Origin of the sequence: Massilia sp. CFBP 13721, assembly GCF_014842025.1 — a bacterium.
Taxonomy (GTDB): Bacteria; Pseudomonadota; Gammaproteobacteria; order Burkholderiales; family Burkholderiaceae_D; genus Telluria.
The window spans coordinates 246,165-267,181 of sequence record NZ_JACYUY010000001.1 but is presented as its reverse complement, the minus strand read 5'-3'; the positions used below and the strand labels follow the sequence as shown (position 1 = coordinate 267,181).

The following is a 21,017-nucleotide window of genomic DNA, read 5'->3' as shown; positions in this document are numbered from 1 at the left end:
CATCCATATTTGCCCGGCAAGCTGAAAACCCGGGGCGTGCGACACTCATCCATATTAGTGCGAAGGCGGTTTGAACGGCGCGCGGATTGTGCAGCGGCGCTGCGCCGGTGGTGCTAGCCTCGGGACGGGAGGTGATCATGAAAGCGCTGTTCCTGCTCGCATCGCTTGGCGCCGCCGCCGTCCCGGGGTGGGAAGCGCCGCTCGAGATCGCCGCCGGGCGCGGCGACAAGGGGCCATGGCGCCAGAACGCGTCGCGCTACGACTATGTCGACGACGCCACGGTCGCTGCCGCTGGCGCTGCGGCACCCGGCGGCGGACACCTCATGGCCTGGGCCGACCAGAAGGGCAAGGACGTCTGGCTGCGCCATATCGGTGCCGGCGGCAGGCCAGGTCCGGCCGTCAACGTCTCGCGCAGCCCGGCCACGTTTTCCTGGCTGCCGCGCATCGCCGTCGACCCGGCGCGCGCGGGCCGCGTCTACCTGCTGTGGCAGGAAATCATTTTCTCGGGCGGCTCGCACGGCGGCGACATCCTGTTCGCCGCCTCGCACGACGGCGGCCAGACCTTCGCGGCGCCGCGCAACCTGTCGCGTTCGATCGGCGGCGACGGCAAGGGACGGCTCGACCGCCGCACCTGGTCGAACGGCAGCCTCGATCTCGCCGTCGGCGCCGACGGCACGCTGTTCGCGGCCTGGACCGAATACCACGGCGCCCTGTGGCTGGCGCGCTCGCGCGATGGCGGCGCCGCGTTTTCGGCGCCGCGCCGGATCGCCGGCGACGGCGCGCGGCCGGCGCGCGGGCCGTCGCTGGCCGCCGGACCTGGCGGCGCCATCCACCTCGCCTGGAGCGTGGGCGAGGACCCGCAGGCGGCCATCCGCGTCGCCGCCTCGCGCGACAACGGCGCCAGCTTCGCCGCGCCGCAGCTGGTCGGCGCCGGCGAGGGCAGGCCCGATGCGCCGCGGCTGGCGTCCGCCGGCGGGCGCCTGCACCTGGTGTACGCGCGCCAGCGCGCGCCCGGCGCCCGGTCCGACATCCGCTACACGAGCGCCACCGGCGGCCGCTTCGGCGCCGCGCGCACGCTGTCGGCGGGCGGCGCGGCCTACCCGATGCTGGCGGGCGACGGCGGTACCGGACTGGCCGTCGCCTGGGAAAACCTGGGCGCGGACGGCCGCGCGCAATCGCTCGGTTTCGTGCGCTCGGTTGATGCCGGCCATCGCTTCAGCACGCCGTCCGTGGTTCCCGGCAGCGCCGCCCCAGCGGGTGGCAGCAACGGCAGCCAGCAGGGGCTGCTCGGACAGAAGCTCGCCCTCGGCCGCGATGGCCGCATTGCCATCGTCAACAGCAGCCTGCAGCCGGGCGTGCGCAGCCGGGTCTGGCTGATGCGTGGGCGTTGATTGAATGTAGGGTGGACCGCGCGGCGGACCGCTCCGTCCACGCGGTGCAAAGTATCCGGGCCACGTACGGCGTTTCGACCAAGGAACCGTGCGTAACGCGTGGACGAAGTCCACCCTACGTACGCGACTGTTCGGGGTAATGTAGGGTGGACTCCGTCCACGCGGTGCAAAGCGTCCGGGCCACGTACGGCGTTTCGACCAAGGAACCGTGCGTAACGCGTGGACGAAGTCCACCCTACGTACGCGACTGTTCGGGGTAATGTAGGGTGGACTTCGTCCACGCGCTGCAAAGTGTCTGAACCACGTACCGCGTTTTGACCAGGGAACCGGCCGGTGACTGTCAAAAATACCTGACCCACGCCTTGCCGCTCTCGCGCTTGTAGCGCCCGAAGCGCCGGGTCGGCCACCACAGCGCCGCGGCCAGCAGCGCGCTCAGCGCCCAGACCTGCCAGACCGTCGCGAGGTCGGCACGCGCCACGCCCAACATGCTTGCTGCGATCCGCTGCAGCACCAGCAGCGCGTACAGGTGCAGCAGGTAATAGAACAGCGGCGCGCCGCCGAACACGGCGGCCATGTGCGTGAATGCGTTGTCGACGGATTCTATCGCGGCCAGCACCAGCAGGCCGCAGCCGAGGGTCAGCAGCAGGAAGTCGAGCGAAGGCGGGTACTTGGTGAAGTTCAGGAACGACATCAACGTGCGCACGGCCTCGTCCTGCACCGACCACGGCACTGGTTCGCCGTACAGGTTCGCGCCGCGCAGGAGCACGAGCAGCAGCAGGCAGGCCACGCCGCCCCAGGCCAGGCGGCGCCGGCGCAGGTTTGCGGCATCGAGCCGCGTGCTGCGCGCATACAGCGGGCCGCAGGCATAGCCGAGCAGGATCACGCCGATCCAGGCCAGCACCGGATAGCTGACTTTGACCTTCAGGGCGCCATTCATCAGCAAGCCGCGGTTCTCCAGGATCGTCCATGCCGCGGCCTTGATGCCGCCTGGTTCGAACGACACGCCGGCCAGCGGATTATGGCCGCCGACGATGACGATGCCAGTTAGCGCCAGTAGCGGTAGCGGCAGACGGTGCAGCAGAGCCAATGCCAACATCGCCAGGCCGATGGCCCAGATCACCTGCAGGTACAGGATCGAGGGGGTGAGGCTGCCGCTCCAGGCGAAGTTCACGACCACCAGCTCGAGTCCGATCAGCAGCGCGCCGCGCTTGACGAGAAAGCCGGTGGCGTCGCGCGGCGCGCCTGGCGGATGCGCATACAGCCAGGCCGACAGGCCGGTGAGGAAGACGAACATCGGCGCGCAGAAATGGGCGGCCAGGCGCGTGAAGAACAGGGCGGGATCGACCGTGGCGGCGTCCATCGGGTCGCTCACCTGGTGCTGCAGGAAGAAAGTCTCGCGCACGTGGTCGACCGTCATCAAGAGCATGACGAGGCCGCGCACGACGTCGATCGAAGCGATGCGGTTACTGGGCTTTTGCATGGGATTCCAGGAGTGGCGTGATGACTACAGCTTGACGTTCAGCGCCAGGTGGACGGTGCGTCCCGGACCCGCCGAAAACATCGGCTGGTAAGCGTCGGCAGGCCAGAAAAAATGATCGTACCAGACGTACTCGACGTCGCGGCCGGTGACGTTCTTGACCTGGACGTCGATGCTGGTGCGTCTGGTGAGTGCGTAGCGCAGGCTGGCATCGAGCACGGCAAAGCCGCCGAACTTGCCTTCCCGGTTCGGGCTGTCGATGAAGTAATCGCCCTGCGCACGGCCCTGCAGGCCCAGGCGCAGGCTGTCGCTGGCGCGGTATTCCAGTCCGGCGTTGCTGATGAAGCGCGGCGTGGAGAACACTTCCTTGCCGGCCAGCGAAACGCCGTCGGCGCCGAAGGCGCTGATCACTTCGGCTTTTTGCAGCGAGTGCGACAGCCACAGGTTCAGCCTGGGCGTGGCTTGTCCGGAGACCTGGAAATCGACGCCCTGGCGCCGCGTTTCGCCCAGGCCGACGGTAGTGCCAGTGGCCGGCATGTTGGCCACTTCGCCGGTCGCATCCTGGCGCCAGGCGGCCAGGCGCAGGTCGGTACCGGGCACCAGCTTGAACTTGACGCCGAGCTCCTTGCCGGTATTGATCGACGGTGCAAAGGCAGCCTGGCCGGGCACCAGATAAGCAGGCGCGCCCGAGCCGGTCAGCACCTGGAAGGTACGGCCCCAGTTGCCATAGATGCTGACGCTCTTGAGCGGGTTGTAGACCATGCTCAGCTTCGGTTGGTCGATCCAGCCGTAGTCCTGCAAGGGCGCGCGCGCGCCGGTCAGGTTGGCGCGATTGCCGCCGCTGAACTTGTCGACCCGGAAGCCCGGAATGATTTTCAGGGTGGCGGACGGGCGCAGCACGGCTTGCAGGTAGGCGCCGGTATTGTCGAGACTGTAGGTATCGTCGTTCTGCGTGCCGGCAGGCGTGCTGAAATCGGTCGGGCTGGCAAACGTGAAGCGCTCGCGCCGGTAGCGATTGTCCTGCCGTTCGACGTTCACACCGCCCTCGAGCACCACGGTGTCGGCGAGGCGCCAGGTCAGCGTGGACAACAGGCCGCGTTGCTCCTCGTCCCAGCGGCGCCGCTGGCGCGGGGCGGTGCCGGCGGGATTGCTGGTGAAGGTCACGCGCCGGTCGTCGGCATAGCTGTTGAAGTAGGCTTTGCTGCTGAGGAAAGCGTCGGGCGTGATCTGCCAATCGACATGAAAGCCGGCATGGCGCATCGTGCGCGCGCTGGCGTCGTTGGCGTTTTTCGCCGGCGCCTGGCGCCGGTCGGCGCGCAGTTCGGCCGCCGTCAGGAAGCCCGGCTCGCCGGCATCGTGTTGATAGGTGCGCAGCACCAGGCCAGCCTTGAGCGTCTTGTCGGCGGAGGCGAGGAACCATTTGGCGCCGGCCGAACGCTTGTCGGAACCGCTGCCGCGGTACTCGTCGGATCGTTGTTTGGCGAAGAAGTAGTTTTGCGCCAGCGCGCCGCTTTCGCGGCCGAGCGCAAGCTGCAGCTCGCGCGTGTCGTAACTGCCGACACCCAGGCGGGCATCCGTATAGTTGCCGCCCTGGCGCGTGCCGAAATTGATATTGCCGCCGATGTTGTGCAAGCCGTAGCGCGGATCGTTGGTGCCGCGCACGACCTCGATATAGTCGATCTCGAGCGGGAAGATCATGTCGATGAAGCGCTGGTTGCCGCTGTTGACGTTGCTCGGAATGCCGTCGATCAGCACCTTGATGCCGTTGATGTAGCCCTCGCCGTTAAAGGCGCGGAAGGTGGCCTTGCCGGACTCGGCGCCCATGCGCGTTTCGGTCAGCTGGACGCCAGGCAGCTGGCCGATCAGCTCCCAGCTGTCCATGACGTTCTTGTCGTCGATCTTGTCGGCGCCGAGCACATCGACCGAGGTGAGCACGCGGTTGGTCAGCAGCGGACCGCCGCTGCGCTGCGCACTGACGCGCACCTCGCCCATCACGATGGCCGGGTCCTCGGCCAGCGCGAATCCAGCGACCAGCGACAGGACAGGGGCCAGCATGGTGGGCAGCAGCGGTTGTTTCATCTTCAGGAACCTTGTTTGTTGGGGACGGACGACATCGGACCGCACATGTTTGCCCGTTTTGCCACTCAGAAGATAATGATAGAGCATTATCATTAGCGAGCGCAAGAGCGCCGCTGTTCCATACGGTAGTTCTACGTATTTCATTTACAGCAACAATCGCCAATAATCATGCCGCCCCATGCGGCCCGACGCCCCACGCGCGCGTCGAAAAATGCAAGCCGCCGTCCCGCACCACGCGATCGGCCATCAAGTAAAAAGAGAAGAGGAGCACCCGTGTCATTCCTGATCGTTCTCGCCGCCCTGGCGTTCCTGATGTTTGCCGCCTACCGCGGCTACAGCGTCATCCTGTTCGCACCGATCGCCGCCCTTGGCGCCGTGCTGCTGACCGAACCGGCGGCCGTCGCGCCGGTGTTCTCCGGCATCTTCATGGAAAAGATGGTTGGCTTCGTCAAGCTGTACTTCCCGGTGTTCATGCTGGGCGCCGTGTTCGGCAAGCTGATCGAGCTGTCCGGCTTCAGTGAATCGATCGTGGCCGCCGCCATGCGCTACATCGGCCGCTCGCGTGCGAATGCCGTGATCGTCGCGGTATGCGCGCTGCTGACCTATGGGGGCGTGTCGCTGTTCGTGGTTGTATTCGCGGTGTACCCGTTCGCGGCCGAACTCTACCGCCAGAGCAACATCCCGAAACGCCTGATGCCGGGCGCGCTGGCCCTGGGCGCGTTCTCGTTCACGATGGATTCGCTGCCGGGGACGCCGCAAATCCAGAACATCATCCCGACCACCTTTTTCGAGACCACCTCGTGGGCCGCGCCGATCCTCGGCACGCTCGGCTCGCTGTTCATGATCGTGGTAGGCCTGAGTTACCTGGAATGGCGTCGCCGCGCGGCGATGGCCAGGGGCGAGGGCTACGGCACGGTACTGCAGAACGAGCCGGAGCGGACCGAGTCCGCCGCGCTGCCGAACCCGCTGCTGGCGCTGCTGCCGCTGATCCTGGTCGGCGTCGCCAACTTCGTGCTGACGAAGATGATCCCCGAATGGTATGGCGCCTCGTTCACGGTCGCGCCCGACATCCTGCCGGGCCTGAAGGCGCCGGTAACGACCCCGATTAAGACCGTGGTGGCGATCTGGGCGGTGCAGGGCGCGCTGCTGCTGGGCATCCTGCTGGTGGTGGCGACCGCCTTCGCGCGCCTCAAGGACCGCTTCGCGGCCGGCTCGAAAGCGGCCGTCGGCGGCGCGCTGCTGGCCGCGATGAACACGGCCTCGGAATACGGCTTCGGCGGCGTGATCGCCGCGCTGCCGGGTTTCGTGGTGGTCGGCAATGCCCTGAAAAGCATCCCCGACCCGCTGGTGAATGCCGCCGTCTCGGTCAGCTCGCTGGCCGGCATCACCGGTTCCGCCTCGGGCGGCATGAGCATCGCGCTGGCCGCCATGTCCGACCTGTTCATCCAGGGCGCGAATGCGGCGCAAATCCCGCTCGAAGTGCTGCACCGCGTGGTGGCCATGGCTAGCGGCGGCATGGACACGCTGCCGCACAACGGCGCCGTCATCACGCTGCTGGCGGTGACCGGGCTGACGCACAAGGAATCGTACAAGGAAATCTTCGCGGTGACCGTCATCAAGACGCTGGCGGTGTTTTTCGTGATCGCGGTGTATTACCTGACCGGGCTCGTGTAAAGGTATCCAAACAGCGCATGCAGTAAATCCGGCGCCGGCGCGGTCGAAGCAGAAGGCCTGCCGGCGGGCGCTTTCACCAGCAGCGGTCGGCAAGCCGACGACAGTTCAGTGCCACAGCAACATGGGCAGCTAACCTATCGAGGAGCAGCGATCATGGCATTTGTCACCACGCAGGATGGCGTCGATATCTTCTACAAGGACTGGGGGCCGCGCGGCGCCCCGGTCATCCACTTCCACCACGGCTGGCCGCTCACTGCGGACGACTGGGATGCGCAGATGCTGTTTTTCCTCGGCCAGGGCTTCCGGGTCGTGGCGCACGACCGGCGCGGCCATGGCCGATCCAGCCAGGTGTCGGAAGGCCACGACATGGACCATTATGCCGACGACGTGGCGGCGGTCGTGCGCCACCTGGGCACGCAGGGTGCGACCCACGTCGGCCATTCGACCGGCGGCGGCGAGGTGGTGCGCTACGTCGCCCGCCATGGCGAGGATCCGGTCGCCAGGGCGGTCCTGATCAGCGCGGTGCCACCCCTGATGCTCCAGACCGACGCCAATCCCGACGGTACGCCAAAGGAGGTGTTCGACGACTTCCAGGCGCAGACGGCGGCCAGGCGCGCGGCCTTCTACCACGAGATCGCGGCCGGCCCGTTCTATGGCTACAACCGCGCGCCCGAAACCGCCCTGGAGCCGGTCATCCTCAACTGGTGGCGCCAGGGCATGATGGGCGGCGCCAAGGCGCACTACGACGGCATCGTCGCCTTTTCGCAGACCGACTTTACGGAAGACTTGCGGCGCATCGCGATCCCGGTGCTGGTCCTCCATGGCGACGATGACCAGGTGGTGCCGTATAAAGCGTCGGCGCCGCGCACGGCGGAGCTGCTGCGCAATGGCGTGCTGAAGACCTATCCGGGCGCGCCGCATGGGCTGCCGACGACGCACGCGGAGCAGGTCAACGCCGATATCATGGCGTTTGTGCGGGGTTGAAGCCCGACTGCCGGTCGCTTGTGCTGCGCCAGCGTTTGCCAGCGCAGCCGGCGTTGACACGCGCGATGTCTTGTTGACCATCGCGTAACGTAGGGCGGGCTCCTGAGTCCACGCGTTACGTGCGCATGCCTTTACCGACTGCTGCAAATACCCACTCATAGACAATTCGACGCAGGCATCGCGAGTATTTGTAGCCACCGGAAACCATGTGAGCGAACATTCGGCGCCGCGTATTCTTGAGACGCACGTAACGCGTGGACTCGGGAGTCCACCCTACGCTATTAATCAAGTCAACGCCGTCGCCATGCCCATCTCCGCATCGCCAGGAGCGAAACGTCGGCGGGTAGTGGCCGGCCCCATCGACGTGGCCGGCCCATCACGGTGTCTACTGGCCCACGCCCGCCACCGCCAGCGCCGTCATGTTGACGATGCGGCGCACGGTCGCGCTTGGACTGAGGATGTGCACCGGCTTGGCCGCGCCCAGCAGGATCGGGCCGACCGTCACGCCCTTGCCCGACGAGACCTTCAGGATATTGAAGGTGATGTTGGCGGCGTCGAGCGAGGGCATCACCAGCAGGTTGGCGCTGCCGGCAAAGGCGCCGGTGCTCTGGTAGACCTGGCGGATGTCTTCGGACAGGGCGGCGTCGCCGTGCACTTCGCCGATCACGGCCAGCCCGGGGTCGGAGGCTTCGAGCAGGGCGCGGGCTTCGCGCATCTTGCGCGCCGACGGGCGTTCCGACGAGCCGGCGGTGGAGTGCGACAGCAGCGCGACCTTCGGCTCCAGGCCGAAATGGCGCAACTCGGTAGCCGCCAGGCGCGTAATCGCGGCCAGCTCGTCGGCCGACGGGCTGTCGTTGACGTAGGTGTCGGTGATGAACAGGGTCAGCTTGTCGAGCACGAGCGCGTTCATCGCCGCCAGCACGCCGGCGCCCGGCGCCATGCCGATGACCTCTTTCACATGCGCCAGGTGGCTGTCGTAGCTGCCGCGCATGCCGCAGATGAGGGCGTCGACGTCGCCGGACGCCAGCAATTGCGTGCCCTGCAGGGTCGTGTCGCCTTCGGCCGCGACCAGCGTGTAGTCGACGCCTTCGCGCAGGCGCAGGCCGTTCTGCTTGATCGCGGCCGCGATCTCGGCGGCGCTGCCGATCAGCACCGGCTGCGCCAGTGCGCTGTCGACCACGGTCTGCACGGCGCGCAGCACGCGCGCATCGTTCGCTTCGGCATAGGCCACGCGGCGCGGATTGGCCTTGGCCTTGGCGAACACCGGCTTCATGAAGAAGCCGGTGTGATAGATCATCTCGGCCAGGCGCTCGCGGTAGGCTGCCATGTCGGTGATCGGGCGCGCGGCCACCCCCGACTGTTCGGCGGCGATGGCCACCGCCGGTGCGATGGCGGCCATCAGGCGCGGATCGAAGGGTTTCGGGATGATGTAGTCGGGCCCGAAGCTGAGGTCTTCGCCGGCATAGGCGGCGGCCACGGCGTCGTTGGCTTCGGCTTCGGCCAGGTCGGCGATCGCCGACACGCAGGCCAGCTTCATCTCGTCGGTGATGCGCGTGGCGCCGCAGTCGAGCGCGCCGCGGAAGATGTAGGGGAAGCAGAGCACGTTGTTGACCTGGTTCGGATAGTCCGAGCGGCCGGTGGCGATGATGCAGTCGGGCCGCGCCGCGCGCGCCACTTCGGGACGGATTTCCGGTTCCGGGTTGGCCAGCGCCAGGATCACCGGCTTGTCGGCCATGGTCTTGACCATCTCGGCCGAGAGCACGCCCGCGGTCGAGCAACCGAGGAAGACGTCGGCGTCCTGCACGATGTCGGCCAGCGTGCGCGCGCCGGTCTCCTGCGCGAAGCGCGCCTTGTTCTCTTCCATTTTCGCGTCGCGGCCCACGTAGATGACGCCTTTCGAGTCGGCCACGTAGATATTCTCGCGCTTGACGCCCATGCTGACCATCATGTCGAGGCAGGCGATCGCCGCCGCGCCGGCGCCGCTGGCGGCCAGTTTGACGCTGCCGATGTCCTTGCCCACGACCTTCAAGGCATTCAGCAGGGCGGCGCTGGAGATAATCGCGGTGCCGTGCTGGTCGTCGTGGAAGACCGGGATGTTCATCCGTTCGCGCAGCTTCTTCTCGATGTAGAAGCATTCCGGCGCCTTGATGTCTTCCAGGTTGATGCCGCCGACGGTGGGTTCCAGCATGGCGATGGCGTCGACCAGCTTGTCCGGATCGAGTTCGTCGAGTTCGAGGTCGAACACGTCGACCCCGGCGAATTTCTTGAACAGGCAGCCTTTGCCTTCCATGACCGGCTTCGATGCCAGCGGTCCGATATTGCCCAGGCCGAGCACGGCGGTGCCGTTGGAAATGACGGCGACCAGGTTGCCGCGCGACGTGTACTCGGCGGCCTTGGCCGGGTCGGCCGCGATTTCCTCGCAGGCGTAGGCCACGCCCGGCGAATACGCCAGGGAGAGGTCGCGCTGGTTCGACAGCGGCTTGGTGGCGACCACCTCGATCTTGCCGCGCACGGGGCTGCGGTGGTATTCGAGTGCGTCGGCACGCAATTGGGTGTCGCGGGATTCGTCCTGGTTGCTGCTTTCGGTGCTCATGTGGTCTCCTTGTCGGGGCCTGAGCGCGCTCGCGCGCACAGGAATCATGCGGCGCGCATGGGGCGGCCCCTGGTCGTTGGCGAAATGCTCATCATACGTGAATGGGCAAAATTCTGCGCATGGCAAGGCCGGCAGGACAGTGACCTTGCCACGCTTAGTGCACCATCTGCCGCTCCAGGAAACGCTCGAAGGCGTCGCGCGGCACCGCCGGCGAACAGTGCCAGCCCTGGATGTAGTCGCAGCCCAACGCCGCCAGGATGTCGCGCTGGGCGCCGGTCTCGACGCCTTCGGCGATCGCCTCGATGCCGAGCCGGTGCGCCAGGTCGACGATGGCCTCGGTCAGGGCGCGGTCGCTGCCGTCGCTGCTCAGGTTGTCGATGAAGGACTTGTCGATTTTCAGGTAGTCGACGTCGAAATGCTTCAGGTAGGAGAGCGAGGAAAAGCCGGTGCCGAAGTCGTCGATCGAGACGCGCGCGCCGGCCGCGTGCAGGGCGTCGAGGCAGCGCGTGACCTGGCCGGCGTCGCTCACCAGCACGCCTTCGGTGATCTCGATCGTGATGCTGTTGGGCGGCAGCCCGGCGTTTACGACCCGGTTCAGCCAGGTCAGGCGCGCATGCTGCTCGAACTGGACCGGTGACACGTTCACGGACAATTCCACGTGGACGCCGTACACGCGTTGCCAGCGCTCGATGCTGGCGATGGCTTCGTCGAGCACCCAGGCGCCGATCTCGTGGATCAGGCCCGCTTCCTCGGCCAGCGGGATGAAGCGCGCCGGGCTGACCATGCCATGCTCGGGGTGCTGCCAGCGCAGCAGGGCTTCGGCCTTGCGGATGCGCCCGCTGTCGGTCTCGACGATCGGCTGGTAGTGCACCTGCAGCTGGTTGCGCGCCAGCGCCGCGCGCAGGTCGTTGGTCAGGCTCAGCTTGTCGCGCGCGTGTTGCTGCAGCGCCGGCGTGAAATACTGGAAGCGGCCGCGCCCGGCGCTCTTGGCCAGGTATACCGCCTGTTCGGCGTTGCGCACCAGTTCCGCCGCGTCCGCCCCGTCGTCCGGGAACACGCTGATGCCGATGCTGGCCGACACGTAGGCCACGGCATCGGAACCGGGTCCGAGTTCGAGCGGCGCGGCGATCGCGCCGATGATGGCGTCGGCCGTCATCTCGAGGTGGCGGCGGCCATCGAATTCTTCGGCCACCAGCGCGAACATGTTGCTCCCGAGGCGGGCAATGGTCGCGTCCGGCGCGACGCAGCGGCCCAGGCGCCGCGTCAGTTCGACCAGCGCGGCATCGCCCTGCGCATGGCCATAGCTGTCGTTGATGTCCTTGAAGCGGTCGAGGTCGAGCAGCAGGACACCGAGACCCTGGCCCGCGCCCTGCGCCTTTTTCAGATCCTGGGCCAGGCGGTCGAGGAACAGGCGCCGGTTCGGCAGGCCGGTAAGGGCGTCGAAATTGGTCTGCCGCCAGATCAGCTCGTCCTTTTCCTTTTGCTCGCTGATGTCGTGGAACTGCAGCACGTGGCGGTGCACACGTCCGTCGGGATGGCGGATCACGCGCATGTCGACGTAGCTCGCGGCGAAGCTGCCGTCGCGGTTGCGGTCGAGGATTTCGCCTTCCCAGTGGTCGTTGGCCAGCAGGTCCTGCCACAGGCGCGCGTAAAAGCACTTGTCGTGGACGCTCGACTCGAACAGGGCCGGCCGGGTGCCGAGCACCTCGGGCAAGGCGGCGCCGGTCTGCCGGCAGAATGCCGGGTTGGCGTCGACGATGCGGTTGTCCTCGTCGGTGACGGCGATCGCTTCCAGACTGGTCTGGTAGATGAGGTTAGCCATGCGCATCGATTCCTCGAGGTCGCGCCGCTGCGTCACGTCCTGGACCGTGCCGCGCAGCTTCACCGGGCGGCCGTCCTCCATCACGGCGCTGCAGACCGAGCGCACCCACTTGCGCCTGCCGGCGCCGCTGACCATCTCGAGTTCGATCGTGAACGGCCGGCCCTCGCTGGCGGCGGCGTCGAGCGTGCGGCCGATGAGCGCGCGGTCGTCGTCGTTGTAGCAGGCGGTGCAGGTGGCCGGCGTGACCGGCAGGCCGGCCGGGATCTCGTAGATCCGCATCAGCTCGGCGGTATAGTGGAAGCTGCCGTCGGCAAGATCGATTTCCCAGGCGCCGACCTGCGCCAGGCTGCTCATTTCGGTGAGCAGGCGCTCCTGCTCGCGGATCGTGCGCTCCTGCTGGCGCCGTTCGCTGATGTCGCGCGCCACGCCGAGCACGCCGATCACGCTGCCGTCGGGCCGGGTCACCGGGGTCTTGATGGTTTCGAACACCTGCCGCTCGAAGTCGCCGGGCGGCGCCGTCTCTTCGAACGTGAGCGAACCGCCCGCGCGCAGGGTGGCCTTGTCGTCGCGGTTGAAGTGGTCCGCGGTCTCGGCGTCGAACAGGTCGATGTCGCGCTTGCCCAGGATGGCCTCGCGCGGCCTGCCGAATACCGTCGCGGTCTGCGCATTGCATGCCAGGTAGACGCCGTCGAGGTCCTTCAGCCAGACGGCGTCCGGGCTGTTTTCCAGCAGCGTGCGCAGCTGCGCCTGTTCGCGCTCGAGTTCGGCGGTGCGGCTGCGTACCGCGCGCCGCACCGAGGTCAACCAGGCGCCCAGCAGCAGCACCAGCGCGCCGAGTACGACCAGGACCTGCACCAGGCGCTCGGCGTAGCGCGTGGGCACCAGCGGACGGCCCATCCATTTGTCGTGCAGGGCATCGCGCTCGGCGGCCGTCACCTGCGCCATACCGCGCTCGACCAGCGCCAGCGTGGCGGCGTCGCCCTTGCGCACCGCGCGCCGCAAGGGGTCGCGCGTGACCTCGAAAGCCTGTACGTAGCTGCGATGCAGGCCGAGCCGGTACAAGTGGTAATCGGCCGAGTTCTCGTCCATGCACAGCAGCTTGAGTTCATGGCGCACGGCCGCGGCCATCAGCGTGTCGTAGCTGGGAAACACGCGGACGTGCTTGATGCCTGCGCGCGCCAGCTGCTCGGCGCAGGCGTCGCCCTGCTGGACGCCGACCTCGAAGCCGCGCAGGCTGCCCATGTCGTGGATGCCGCCGATCGATGCCTCGGCGTAGATGCCGGTCGAGACGGCGCCATACGGCGGCGAAAAATCGAAGCGCGCCAGGCGCGCCGGGGTCAGGAAGATCGGGTCGATCACGTCGGCGCGGCCGCTCTCGAGCATCGGCTGCACCTGCGCCCAGTTGGCCGGCACCAGTTCGACGGCCCGCCCGGTCTTTTGCTGCCACAGGCGCCACAGGTCGACCGTGTACCCCTCCAGCTTGCCTTGCGCGTTGCGGGAGGAGTAGGGCGGGTAGTTCTGGTCCATTCCTACACGCAAGGGCGGTAAAGGCGCGCGTTGGGGCTTGTGATCGGGCGCACCCGATGGCGCACCGGACTGCACGTTCAGCTGCGCACCTGGTGGCGCGTGCGGCGGCGCTGCCGGCGCGGCGTGGGCGGGCAGGGCCAGACAGGCGATCAGCAGTGTGCGGACGAGTGTCCCCGACATATCGTCTCCGGAAACGCCGGCGCCGCACCTTGCGGCCGCGCCCGCTCCAGGCGCAGTCCGGCACGCCGGCCAGTTGTCATGACGATAGCATAATGCCCGATATGACGACGCAACGGTCCGCTTGCATGCACTGCACCGCCAGCGTCGGGCACCGGAGAACAATTGTCCGCAGCCAGCTCAGGCCTTGGCCGCCGCGCGCTTGTGCGCCTCCTTGATGGTCCAGTAATAAATGGTGCGGCCCTCGACGCTCTCGGTTTTTTCGGGCGGCCATTCCGGACCCATGTCGAAGGCGTGCGACACGACGCGCGCGCCGACCTTCAGCTGTTTCCATAACTGGGGGCGCAGCCGGGTGTTGATGTTCGGCAGCAGGTAGAGCGTGACGACCGACGCCGGCGACACGTCGGTCTCGAACAGGTCGGCCACCTTGAAATTCACCTGCTTGGTCACCCCGGCCTGCTCGGCGTTCTTGCGCGCCTCGCTGATGCGCTCGGGGTCGATGTCGATGCCGGTGCCGCGCGCGCCGTGCGCCTTGGCCGCGGTGACCACGATGCGCCCGTCGCCGCAGCCGAGGTCGAACAGGACGTCGTTCTTGCCCACCTTGGCCATCTGCAGCATGCGCTCGACCACTTCCTGCGGCGTGGGCACGTAGGGAACGTCGAGCGCCGGCGGCGTGGCGGTCGGCTGGGCCAGCAGGGGTGCGGCGGGCAGGAGCAGACCGGCGGCACTGGCGCCGAGGCGGGCCAGGGTGTGGCGGCGTGGTAGCGAAGTCATCGAGGGTCTCCTTGGTAGGTGAGTGGGGTCACTGTCTGGATTCAGGATCCGGTTGCGTGCGCAGCCAGGGCAGCAGCAGCAGGCCGATCGCCAGCACCGCCACGCCGATCCAGGCGGCATTCATGCCGCCGAGCGACTGGCTGCTGACGTACGACAGGCTCGAGTACAGCATCCAGGCGCAGGTGCCGCAGAACAGCAGCGGCAGCAAGGGGAAGAGCGGCACCTTGTACGGACGCGCCAGCGCCGGTTCGCGCCGCCGCAGCACGAACAGCGACAGGCCGGCCAGGAGAAAGAAAAGCCAGAACACCGGCGCCGTGAATTCGACCATCGACTTGAAACCGCCGCCGAAGGCCGTGCCCAGGCCGACCAGGAGCAGGGCGGCGACGCCCTGCACCAGCATCGCCGGCGCCGGGGTGCCGCGCTCGCCGTCCCAGCGCCCGAAGCGGCGCAGGCGCTGCCAGTCGCAGCCCATGGCGTAGCCCGAACGGGCGCCGACGATCATCGTCGCATTGATCGAAGTGAGGGCGGACACGGCCACCAGCAGCGAAATCGCCTTTTCGCCGCCCGCGCCCACGGTCTGGCGCATGACGTCGGCGGCGAGCGTCTCGGACGCGGCCATGCCGCCCAGTCCCAGGGTTTTCCAGCATGCCCAGGTGACGAGCAGGTAGAGGGTGGTGATGATCAGGATCGAGAGCATGAGCGCGCGCACCATGTTGCGCGGCCCGTCGCGCACCTCGGCGCTGATATACGCGGCCTCGTTCCAGCCGCCGTAGGTGAGCAGCACGAAGACCATCGCCATGCCGAAGGAGACGCTGCTGTCGCTTGCCGGCGGCGGCTGGGCCGGACCGGGGCCGGCGAACAGCAGGGCGGCGGCTGCGACCAGCAGCAAGCCGCCGACCTCGACCAGCGTCAGCCAGTTCTGCGTGGCCGCGCCGCTGCGCAAGCCGCGCAGGTTGACCAGCGAGAGGATGGCGATCACCGCGCAGGCGTAGGCGGCCGTGCCGAACGCCGGCGCCAGGCCGGGCAGGGGCCAGGCCTGCTGCATGTAGTCGCCGAACACGAAGGCGAGCAGGGCGATGGAGCCGGTGGTGATCACGGAAAAGCGCGCCCAGCCGAAGAGGAAGGCGACCGGGCGCCCGTAGGCACGGCGCAGGAAGTGGTAGTCGCCACCCGGATGGGCGCAGGACGTGGCCAGTTCCGCATAGCACAGCGCCCCGGCCAGCGACACCAGGCCGCCCAGCAGCCACATGCCGAACATGCCGCCGGCGCTGCCGGACAGGCCGGCGACGATCGACGGCGCCTTGAAGATGCCGGCGCCGATGACGACACCGACGATCAGGGCGATCGCTTCGCGCAGGCCGAGCAGCGGACGCGGGCCTGCGGCGCTGGTTTCGATAATCGGCTCTGCTGCGTTGCGGTCCATGGCGCGCGATCGTAGTGACGGCTGCTGCCCGTCGATGGAGGTTCGACGCTGTTGAGCGTGATTGGTTCCGTATTTAGCCGGCCGGTGTGTGCGTGTTTGCCAAGGTGCGCATTACCCGTAAGGTGGGCGGCTACACCTGGGCGGCTGTTCGGCCGCTGCCTGAACGCCGCCCACGCGTTCAACCGCATCCTGAAACTTCGCGACGATGCAACGGCTGGTTGAACGCGTGGGCGGCGCAAACGCTGCGGCCGCACAAACTGAAAGGTGTAGCCGCCCACCTTACGTGTCCGTGCATCGTTATCGAACGGAATTGTTCGCACAAACCAAAACGCCCGGTCGAAAGACCGGGCGTCGGATACAAACAAGACTAGCCTAAGGTCTTAACCCTTGACCAGCTCGCCGTCCTTAATGCGATGCAAGCCCAGTGGATTCGCATCCTGCAGCGCTTCCGGCAGCAGCCAGGCCGGCAGGTCCTGGTAGCTGACCGGACGCAGGAAGCGGTCGATCGCGCCGGCGCCGACCGAGGTGCTGCGGCTGTCCGAGGTGGCCGGGAACGGGCCACCGTGCACCATGGCGTGCGAGACTTCGACGCCGGTCGGGTAGCCGTTGATCAGGATACGGCCGGCCTTGCGTTCCAGCACAGGCAGCAGCGCCAGCGCGGCGTCGCGGTCGTTTTCGGTCAGGAACACGGTGGCGGTCAGCTGGCCGTCCAGGTGCTCGGCGACTTCGCGGAACTGTTCCAGGCTGGCGCAGCGCACGATCAGCGACGAGGCGCCGAAGATTTCGTCTTCCAGCGCCGGGTTGGCGATGAAGTTGGCGGCGTCGGTTTCGAACAGCGCGGCCTGGCCGGCGCACACGGTGGTGCCGCACTGGCCGCGTGCGACCAGGGTGACGCCCGCTTCCTTGCGCAGCTTCTCGACGCCGCTGTTGAAGGCGGAGTGGATGCCTGGCGTCAGCATGGTGCTGCCGACCTTGCTTTGCAGGGCAGTCGCGGCGGCTTCACGGAAGGCGTCGAGCTCGGCGCCTTCGAGGGCGATGACCAGGCCCGGGTTGGTGCAGAACTGGCCGGAGCCGAGCACCAGCGAGTCGATGAAGCCGGTGCCGATCTGGGCGGCGCGGGTCGCCATGGCGTCCGGCAGCAGGAACAGCGGGTTGATGCTGCTCATCTCGGCATAGACCGGGATCGGTTCGACGCGGGCGGCTGCCGTGCGCACCAGTGCCAGGCCACCCTGGCGCGAACCGGTGAAGCCGACTGCCTTGATGGCCGGATGGCTGACCAGGGCCTGGCCGATGGTGCGGCCGTCGCCGTGCAGCATCGAGAACACGCCTTCCGGCAGGCCGCTGGCAGCGACTGCCGCTTGCACGGCCTTGCCGACCAGTTCCGAGGTGCCTGGATGGGCGCCGTGGGCTTTCACAACGACCGGGCAGCCCGCGGCCAGTGCCGAGGCGGTATCGCCGCCGGCGACCGAGAATGCCAGCGGAAAATTGCTGGCGCCGAAGACGGCGACCGGGCCCAGGCCGATCTTGCGCAGGCGCAGGTCAGGACGTGGCGGCGTGCGTTCCGGCAGCGCCGAATCCAACGCGGTGGCCAGGAAGCGGCCGTCGCGCACGACTTTGGCGAACAGGCGCAGCTGGCCCACGGTGCGGCCGCGTTCGCCTTCGAGGCGGGCTTGCGGCAGGCCGGATTCCTGCATGGCGCGTTCGATCAGTTGCGGGCCGAGGTCGAGGATGTTCTGGGCGGCCAGTTCCAGGAAGGCGGCACGCGCTTCCAGGGTGGTGTTGCGGTAGGTGTCGAAGGCTTGTTCGGCCAGCTCGCAGGCGCGCTCGACGTCGGCGACGGTGCCGCTGCCGAAGCTCGGCTCGAACTGTTCGCCGGTGGCCGGGTTGACGGCGCGGAAGCTGCCTGCGCTGCCCTTGAGGGCGGTGGAACCGATCAGCAGTTCGCCATTGATGGTGATGGTCAAGATAATTCTCCTCGTCGATGCGGAAAAGCGCGCCAGGGCTTGTTGCCAGCCGTGGCGCGCCGATAACTAAATTAAATCAATTTACTGTGGGCCCAGCTTTGCCATCAGGGCGGCCAGTTGCTCGACTTCTTCGCCGGTCAGGTCGGTCAGCGGTGCGCGCACCGGGCCGGCCGGGTGGCCTGCGATGGTGGCGCCGGCCTTGACGATGCTCACTGCGTAGCCGGCCTTGCGGTTGCGGATTTCCAGGTATGGCAGGAAGAAGTCGTCGATCAGGCGGCCCTGGGTTTCGAAGTCGTCGGTGCGCACGGCTTCGTAGAATTCGATGGCGGTCTTCGGGATGAAGTTGAACACGGCCGACGAGTAGACCGGCACGCCCAGTGCCTTGTAAGCGGCTGCATACACTTCCGCGGTCGGCAGGCCGCCCAGGTAGGTGAAGCGATCGCCCAGCTTGCGGCGGATGGTGACCATCGATTCGATTTCGCCGTTGCCGTCCTTGAAGCCGATCAGGTTAGGGCAGCGGTCGGCCAGCTTCAGCAGCGAAGCGGCGTTCAGCTTGCAACGGTCGCGGTTGTAGACGACGACGCCGAACTTCACCGACGCGCAGACGGCGGCGACGTGCTCGACCAGGCCATCCTGGCTCGCTTCGGTCAGGTAGTGCGGCATCAGGAGCACGCCGTGGGCGCCCAGGCGCTCGGCTTCCTGTGCGTATTTGATGGCCATGCGGGTCGGGCCGCCGGCGCCGGCCAGGATCGGCACCTTGCCGCGGCAGGTCTCGACGGCGACCTTGACGACCTGGGTGTAGTCTTCAGGCGTCAGCGAGAAGAATTCGCCCGTGCCACCGGCGACGAACAGCGCGGTCGCGCCGTACGGGGCCAGCCACTCCAGGCGCTCGGCGTAGGTGTCCGCCTTGAATTCGCCGTTGGCGTCGAAGTCGGTGATCGGGAACGACAGCAGGCCGGAGGAGAGGATTTGTTTGACGTCTTGTGGAGTGAACATGGTCATTGCCTTCAGGTGGGGGTGAAGGTGGGGCTGTCTCGTGCCTCACCAGTTATCAGTCATCGTACAACTTAAAATCATGTCTTGCAAGCGGTCTGGCCAGTTTATTTTTATTGTTTGGACCTGGTCGTGTAGGGTGGGCACTCGTGCCCACGCGGTCGAACGGATGAGCATCGAATCGCATCCAGGAAAAGTAGGTGCGATTATTCACGTGGTGTACCGCGTGGGCACAAGTGCCCACCCTACGAACAGCGTCACGCGTGGGCGGGGAACCCGACCACCCTACGTCGCCAGCGTGGTATTGATCAATTTGCCCGCAATCGTCACATTGGTCAATTCCACGTTCTTCACGTTATAGACATACCAGGGCTGCGCCGCGTTCCGTGGCGTGCCGAAATCGCAGTCGGTGATGGTCACGTCGCGGATCGGCAGGATCTCGGCGCCGGCCGGGCCGTTGTAGTCGAATGCCACCGGTCCCAGCAGCAAGAGCGCCTGGTAGCACGAGAATTCGCCATCCTTGGTCTTGACGTTGCTCACTTTCACGCCCGAGATGTGGACGTGCTCGACGATCGGCGGGCGGGTGCGCACGTTGTCGGCGTTCGGGTCGTAGTCGCAGTCGATGGTCACCACCGCGCCGGACGAGGAGCCCACCGACTGCGGCGCGATCGGCGAGCCGGGCAGGGGCTTGTAGTAGCCCGGCTTGAGGTTGACGCCGTTCGGCATCGTCACGTTGCGCACGTAGAAATGGCGCAGGAAGCCGCCGCGGTTCATGTTGGTCTTCATGCGGATCGCGGTGTTGAGCGGGTCGGTGGCCCAGTGCGTGTTGCGGAACTCGATGTTCTGCGCATACACGTGCTGGATCCCGCCCGACATCTCGCTGCCCAGCGTCACGCCGCCGTGACCGCTGTTCATGATGCTGTTCTGGATCACCACGTTCTGGGTCGGGCCGAACTGGGTGTCGCGGTTCTTGCCGGCCTTGATGGCGATGCAGTCGTCGCCGTTGTTGAAGGTGCAGCCGTCGACCAGGATGGTGTTACAGGCGTCCGGATCGAAGCCGTCGCTGTTCGGGCCCAGGCTGTCCATGTGCACGTTGCGGAATTCCAGCTTGCTGCAGTTGACCGGGTGGTGTACCCAGAACGGCGACTGGCGGATCTCGTAACCCTGCAGCAGCACGTCGGTGCAGCCGATGAATTCGACCATGCACGGACGCAGGTAGTGGCCGCGCCCGAAGATGCGCTTGCCGGCCGGGACGCCCGCTTCCGACAGCGTCGGCAGGTAGACTTCGTCGGTGCGCCACTTGTCGTCCTTGCCTTCCATCAGCGCGACCTGGGCCGCGTCCAGGCCCGGCGCCACCGCGCGCACCGAGGTCGGGTTGCGCGGATTGACGACCGTCTGCGCCTGCTGCTGGTTCGGGCCGGGTTTGCGTTTACCCTTCCAGTCCCACCAGGTGTCGCCGTTCAGCAGCGGCACGCCGCCCTGGCCGTCGAGGATGCTGGTCCAGTCTTCGCCGGTGAGGGCGATGTTGTTCTGGCCGTAGGCATAGATCAGCGGCGAATAGTTCAGGCAATCGTTGCTCTGCCAGCGCGAGATCACCAGCTTGCCGTTGGCGCCGCAGTCGTAGTCGCCGTATTTGGCGAAGTCGTCGGGATCGTTGCTGAAGTAGACGTGGGCGCCCTTGGCCAGGTGCACGTTGACGTTCGATTTCAGGACGATCGGACCCTTCACCAGCCAGTTCCCGGCCGGGATCACGACACGTCCGCCGCCGGCGGCGGCGCAGGCAGCAATCGCCGCAGCAATGGCCGCGTAGCAGTCGGGCGCGCCCGGCGCCGGCGTATTGACCTGGCCTGGCTCGTGGTGGGCGACGTAGCCGCTGACTTTCACGGTGCTGCAGGGCGCCGCGCCGTAGGCCGTGATCAGGAAATCCTGCTTGCGGAAGGCGAGCGGCGTTTTGAAGGTGTCGATGATGTTCTGGGCGCGCGCCCAGGCATCGGCGGCGGGGCCGGCGGCGTCGCTGCTCTTGCCGGCGACGGCGCAGCCGCCCAGGCCGAGGCCGGCGGCCGACATCGATGCGGCGCGCAGCAGCGAGCGGCGTTGCGGATTAATTTGAGTCAATTTCAACTTCGGGGTCATCTCGTC

Annotated in this window: 12 protein-coding genes; 3 read left to right on the top strand and 9 right to left on the bottom strand. The window is 67.1% G+C overall.

The genetic code is table 11. From position 1 onward, the window contains the following. Positions 1-137: 137 nt before the first annotated feature. Positions 138-1,391 (top strand): sialidase family protein, encoded by a 1,254-nt coding sequence (locus IFT60_RS01065; protein ID WP_192048534.1) that lies wholly within the window; start codon positions 138-140, stop codon positions 1,389-1,391. Positions 1,392-1,731: 340 nt separating this feature from the next. On the opposite strand, the gene IFT60_RS01060 is transcribed toward IFT60_RS01065, so the two are convergent. Then, positions 1,732-2,871 carry an acetyltransferase domain-containing protein gene (locus IFT60_RS01060; RefSeq protein WP_192048532.1) on the bottom strand — a complete coding sequence of 380 codons (1,140 nt, stop codon included), beginning with the start codon at positions 2,869-2,871 and terminating at the stop codon, positions 1,732-1,734. 24 nt (positions 2,872-2,895) lie between these two features. Next, positions 2,896-4,947, bottom strand: a complete 2,052-nt coding sequence (locus tag IFT60_RS01055) for a TonB-dependent receptor (RefSeq protein ID WP_192048530.1) — start codon at positions 4,945-4,947, stop codon at positions 2,896-2,898. A 273-nt stretch (positions 4,948-5,220) separates the two neighbouring features. On the opposite strand from IFT60_RS01055, the gene IFT60_RS01050 reads away from it, so the two are divergent. After that, on the top strand, positions 5,221-6,621 hold the full coding sequence (locus IFT60_RS01050) for a GntP family permease (RefSeq protein ID WP_192048528.1): 1,401 nt from the start codon (positions 5,221-5,223) through the stop codon (positions 6,619-6,621). A gap of 153 nt (positions 6,622-6,774) precedes the next feature. Then, positions 6,775-7,605 (top strand): alpha/beta fold hydrolase, encoded by an 831-nt coding sequence (locus tag IFT60_RS01045; protein WP_192048526.1) that lies wholly within the window; start codon positions 6,775-6,777, stop codon positions 7,603-7,605. Positions 7,606-7,990: 385 nt separating this feature from the next. Here the strand turns inward: IFT60_RS01045 and IFT60_RS01040 are convergent, their stop codons facing one another. The 7 genes from IFT60_RS01040 to IFT60_RS01010 all read right to left on the bottom strand — a co-directional run bounded on the left by IFT60_RS01040 (position 7,991) and on the right by IFT60_RS01010 (position 21,011). Continuing rightward, positions 7,991-10,198 carry an NADP-dependent malic enzyme gene (locus IFT60_RS01040; protein ID WP_192048524.1) on the bottom strand — a complete coding sequence of 736 codons (2,208 nt, stop codon included), beginning with the start codon at positions 10,196-10,198 and terminating at the stop codon, positions 7,991-7,993. Between the two features lie 154 nt (positions 10,199-10,352). After that, positions 10,353-13,727, bottom strand: coding sequence for an EAL domain-containing protein (locus IFT60_RS01035; protein ID WP_192048522.1), 3,375 nt, complete (start codon positions 13,725-13,727; stop codon positions 10,353-10,355). Positions 13,728-13,904: 177 nt separating this feature from the next. Next, positions 13,905-14,498, bottom strand: a complete 594-nt coding sequence (locus IFT60_RS01030) for a class I SAM-dependent methyltransferase (protein WP_192048520.1) — start codon at positions 14,496-14,498, stop codon at positions 13,905-13,907. Between the two features lie 28 nt (positions 14,499-14,526). After that, positions 14,527-15,921, bottom strand: coding sequence for an APC family permease (locus IFT60_RS01025; RefSeq protein WP_192048518.1), 1,395 nt, complete (start codon positions 15,919-15,921; stop codon positions 14,527-14,529). A gap of 380 nt (positions 15,922-16,301) precedes the next feature. Next, positions 16,302-17,879, bottom strand: coding sequence for an aldehyde dehydrogenase (NADP(+)) (locus IFT60_RS01020; RefSeq protein WP_192048811.1), 1,578 nt, complete (start codon positions 17,877-17,879; stop codon positions 16,302-16,304). Between the two features lie 87 nt (positions 17,880-17,966). After that, a complete protein-coding gene (kdgD, locus tag IFT60_RS01015) occupies positions 17,967-18,881 on the bottom strand; it encodes a 5-dehydro-4-deoxyglucarate dehydratase (protein ID WP_192048516.1) in 915 nt (304 codons plus the stop codon). A gap of 282 nt (positions 18,882-19,163) precedes the next feature. After that, complete coding sequence (locus tag IFT60_RS01010; protein ID WP_192048514.1) at positions 19,164-21,011, bottom strand: glycoside hydrolase family 28 protein; 1,848 nt, start codon at positions 21,009-21,011, stop codon at positions 19,164-19,166. Between the last annotated feature and the right edge of the window lie 6 nt (positions 21,012-21,017).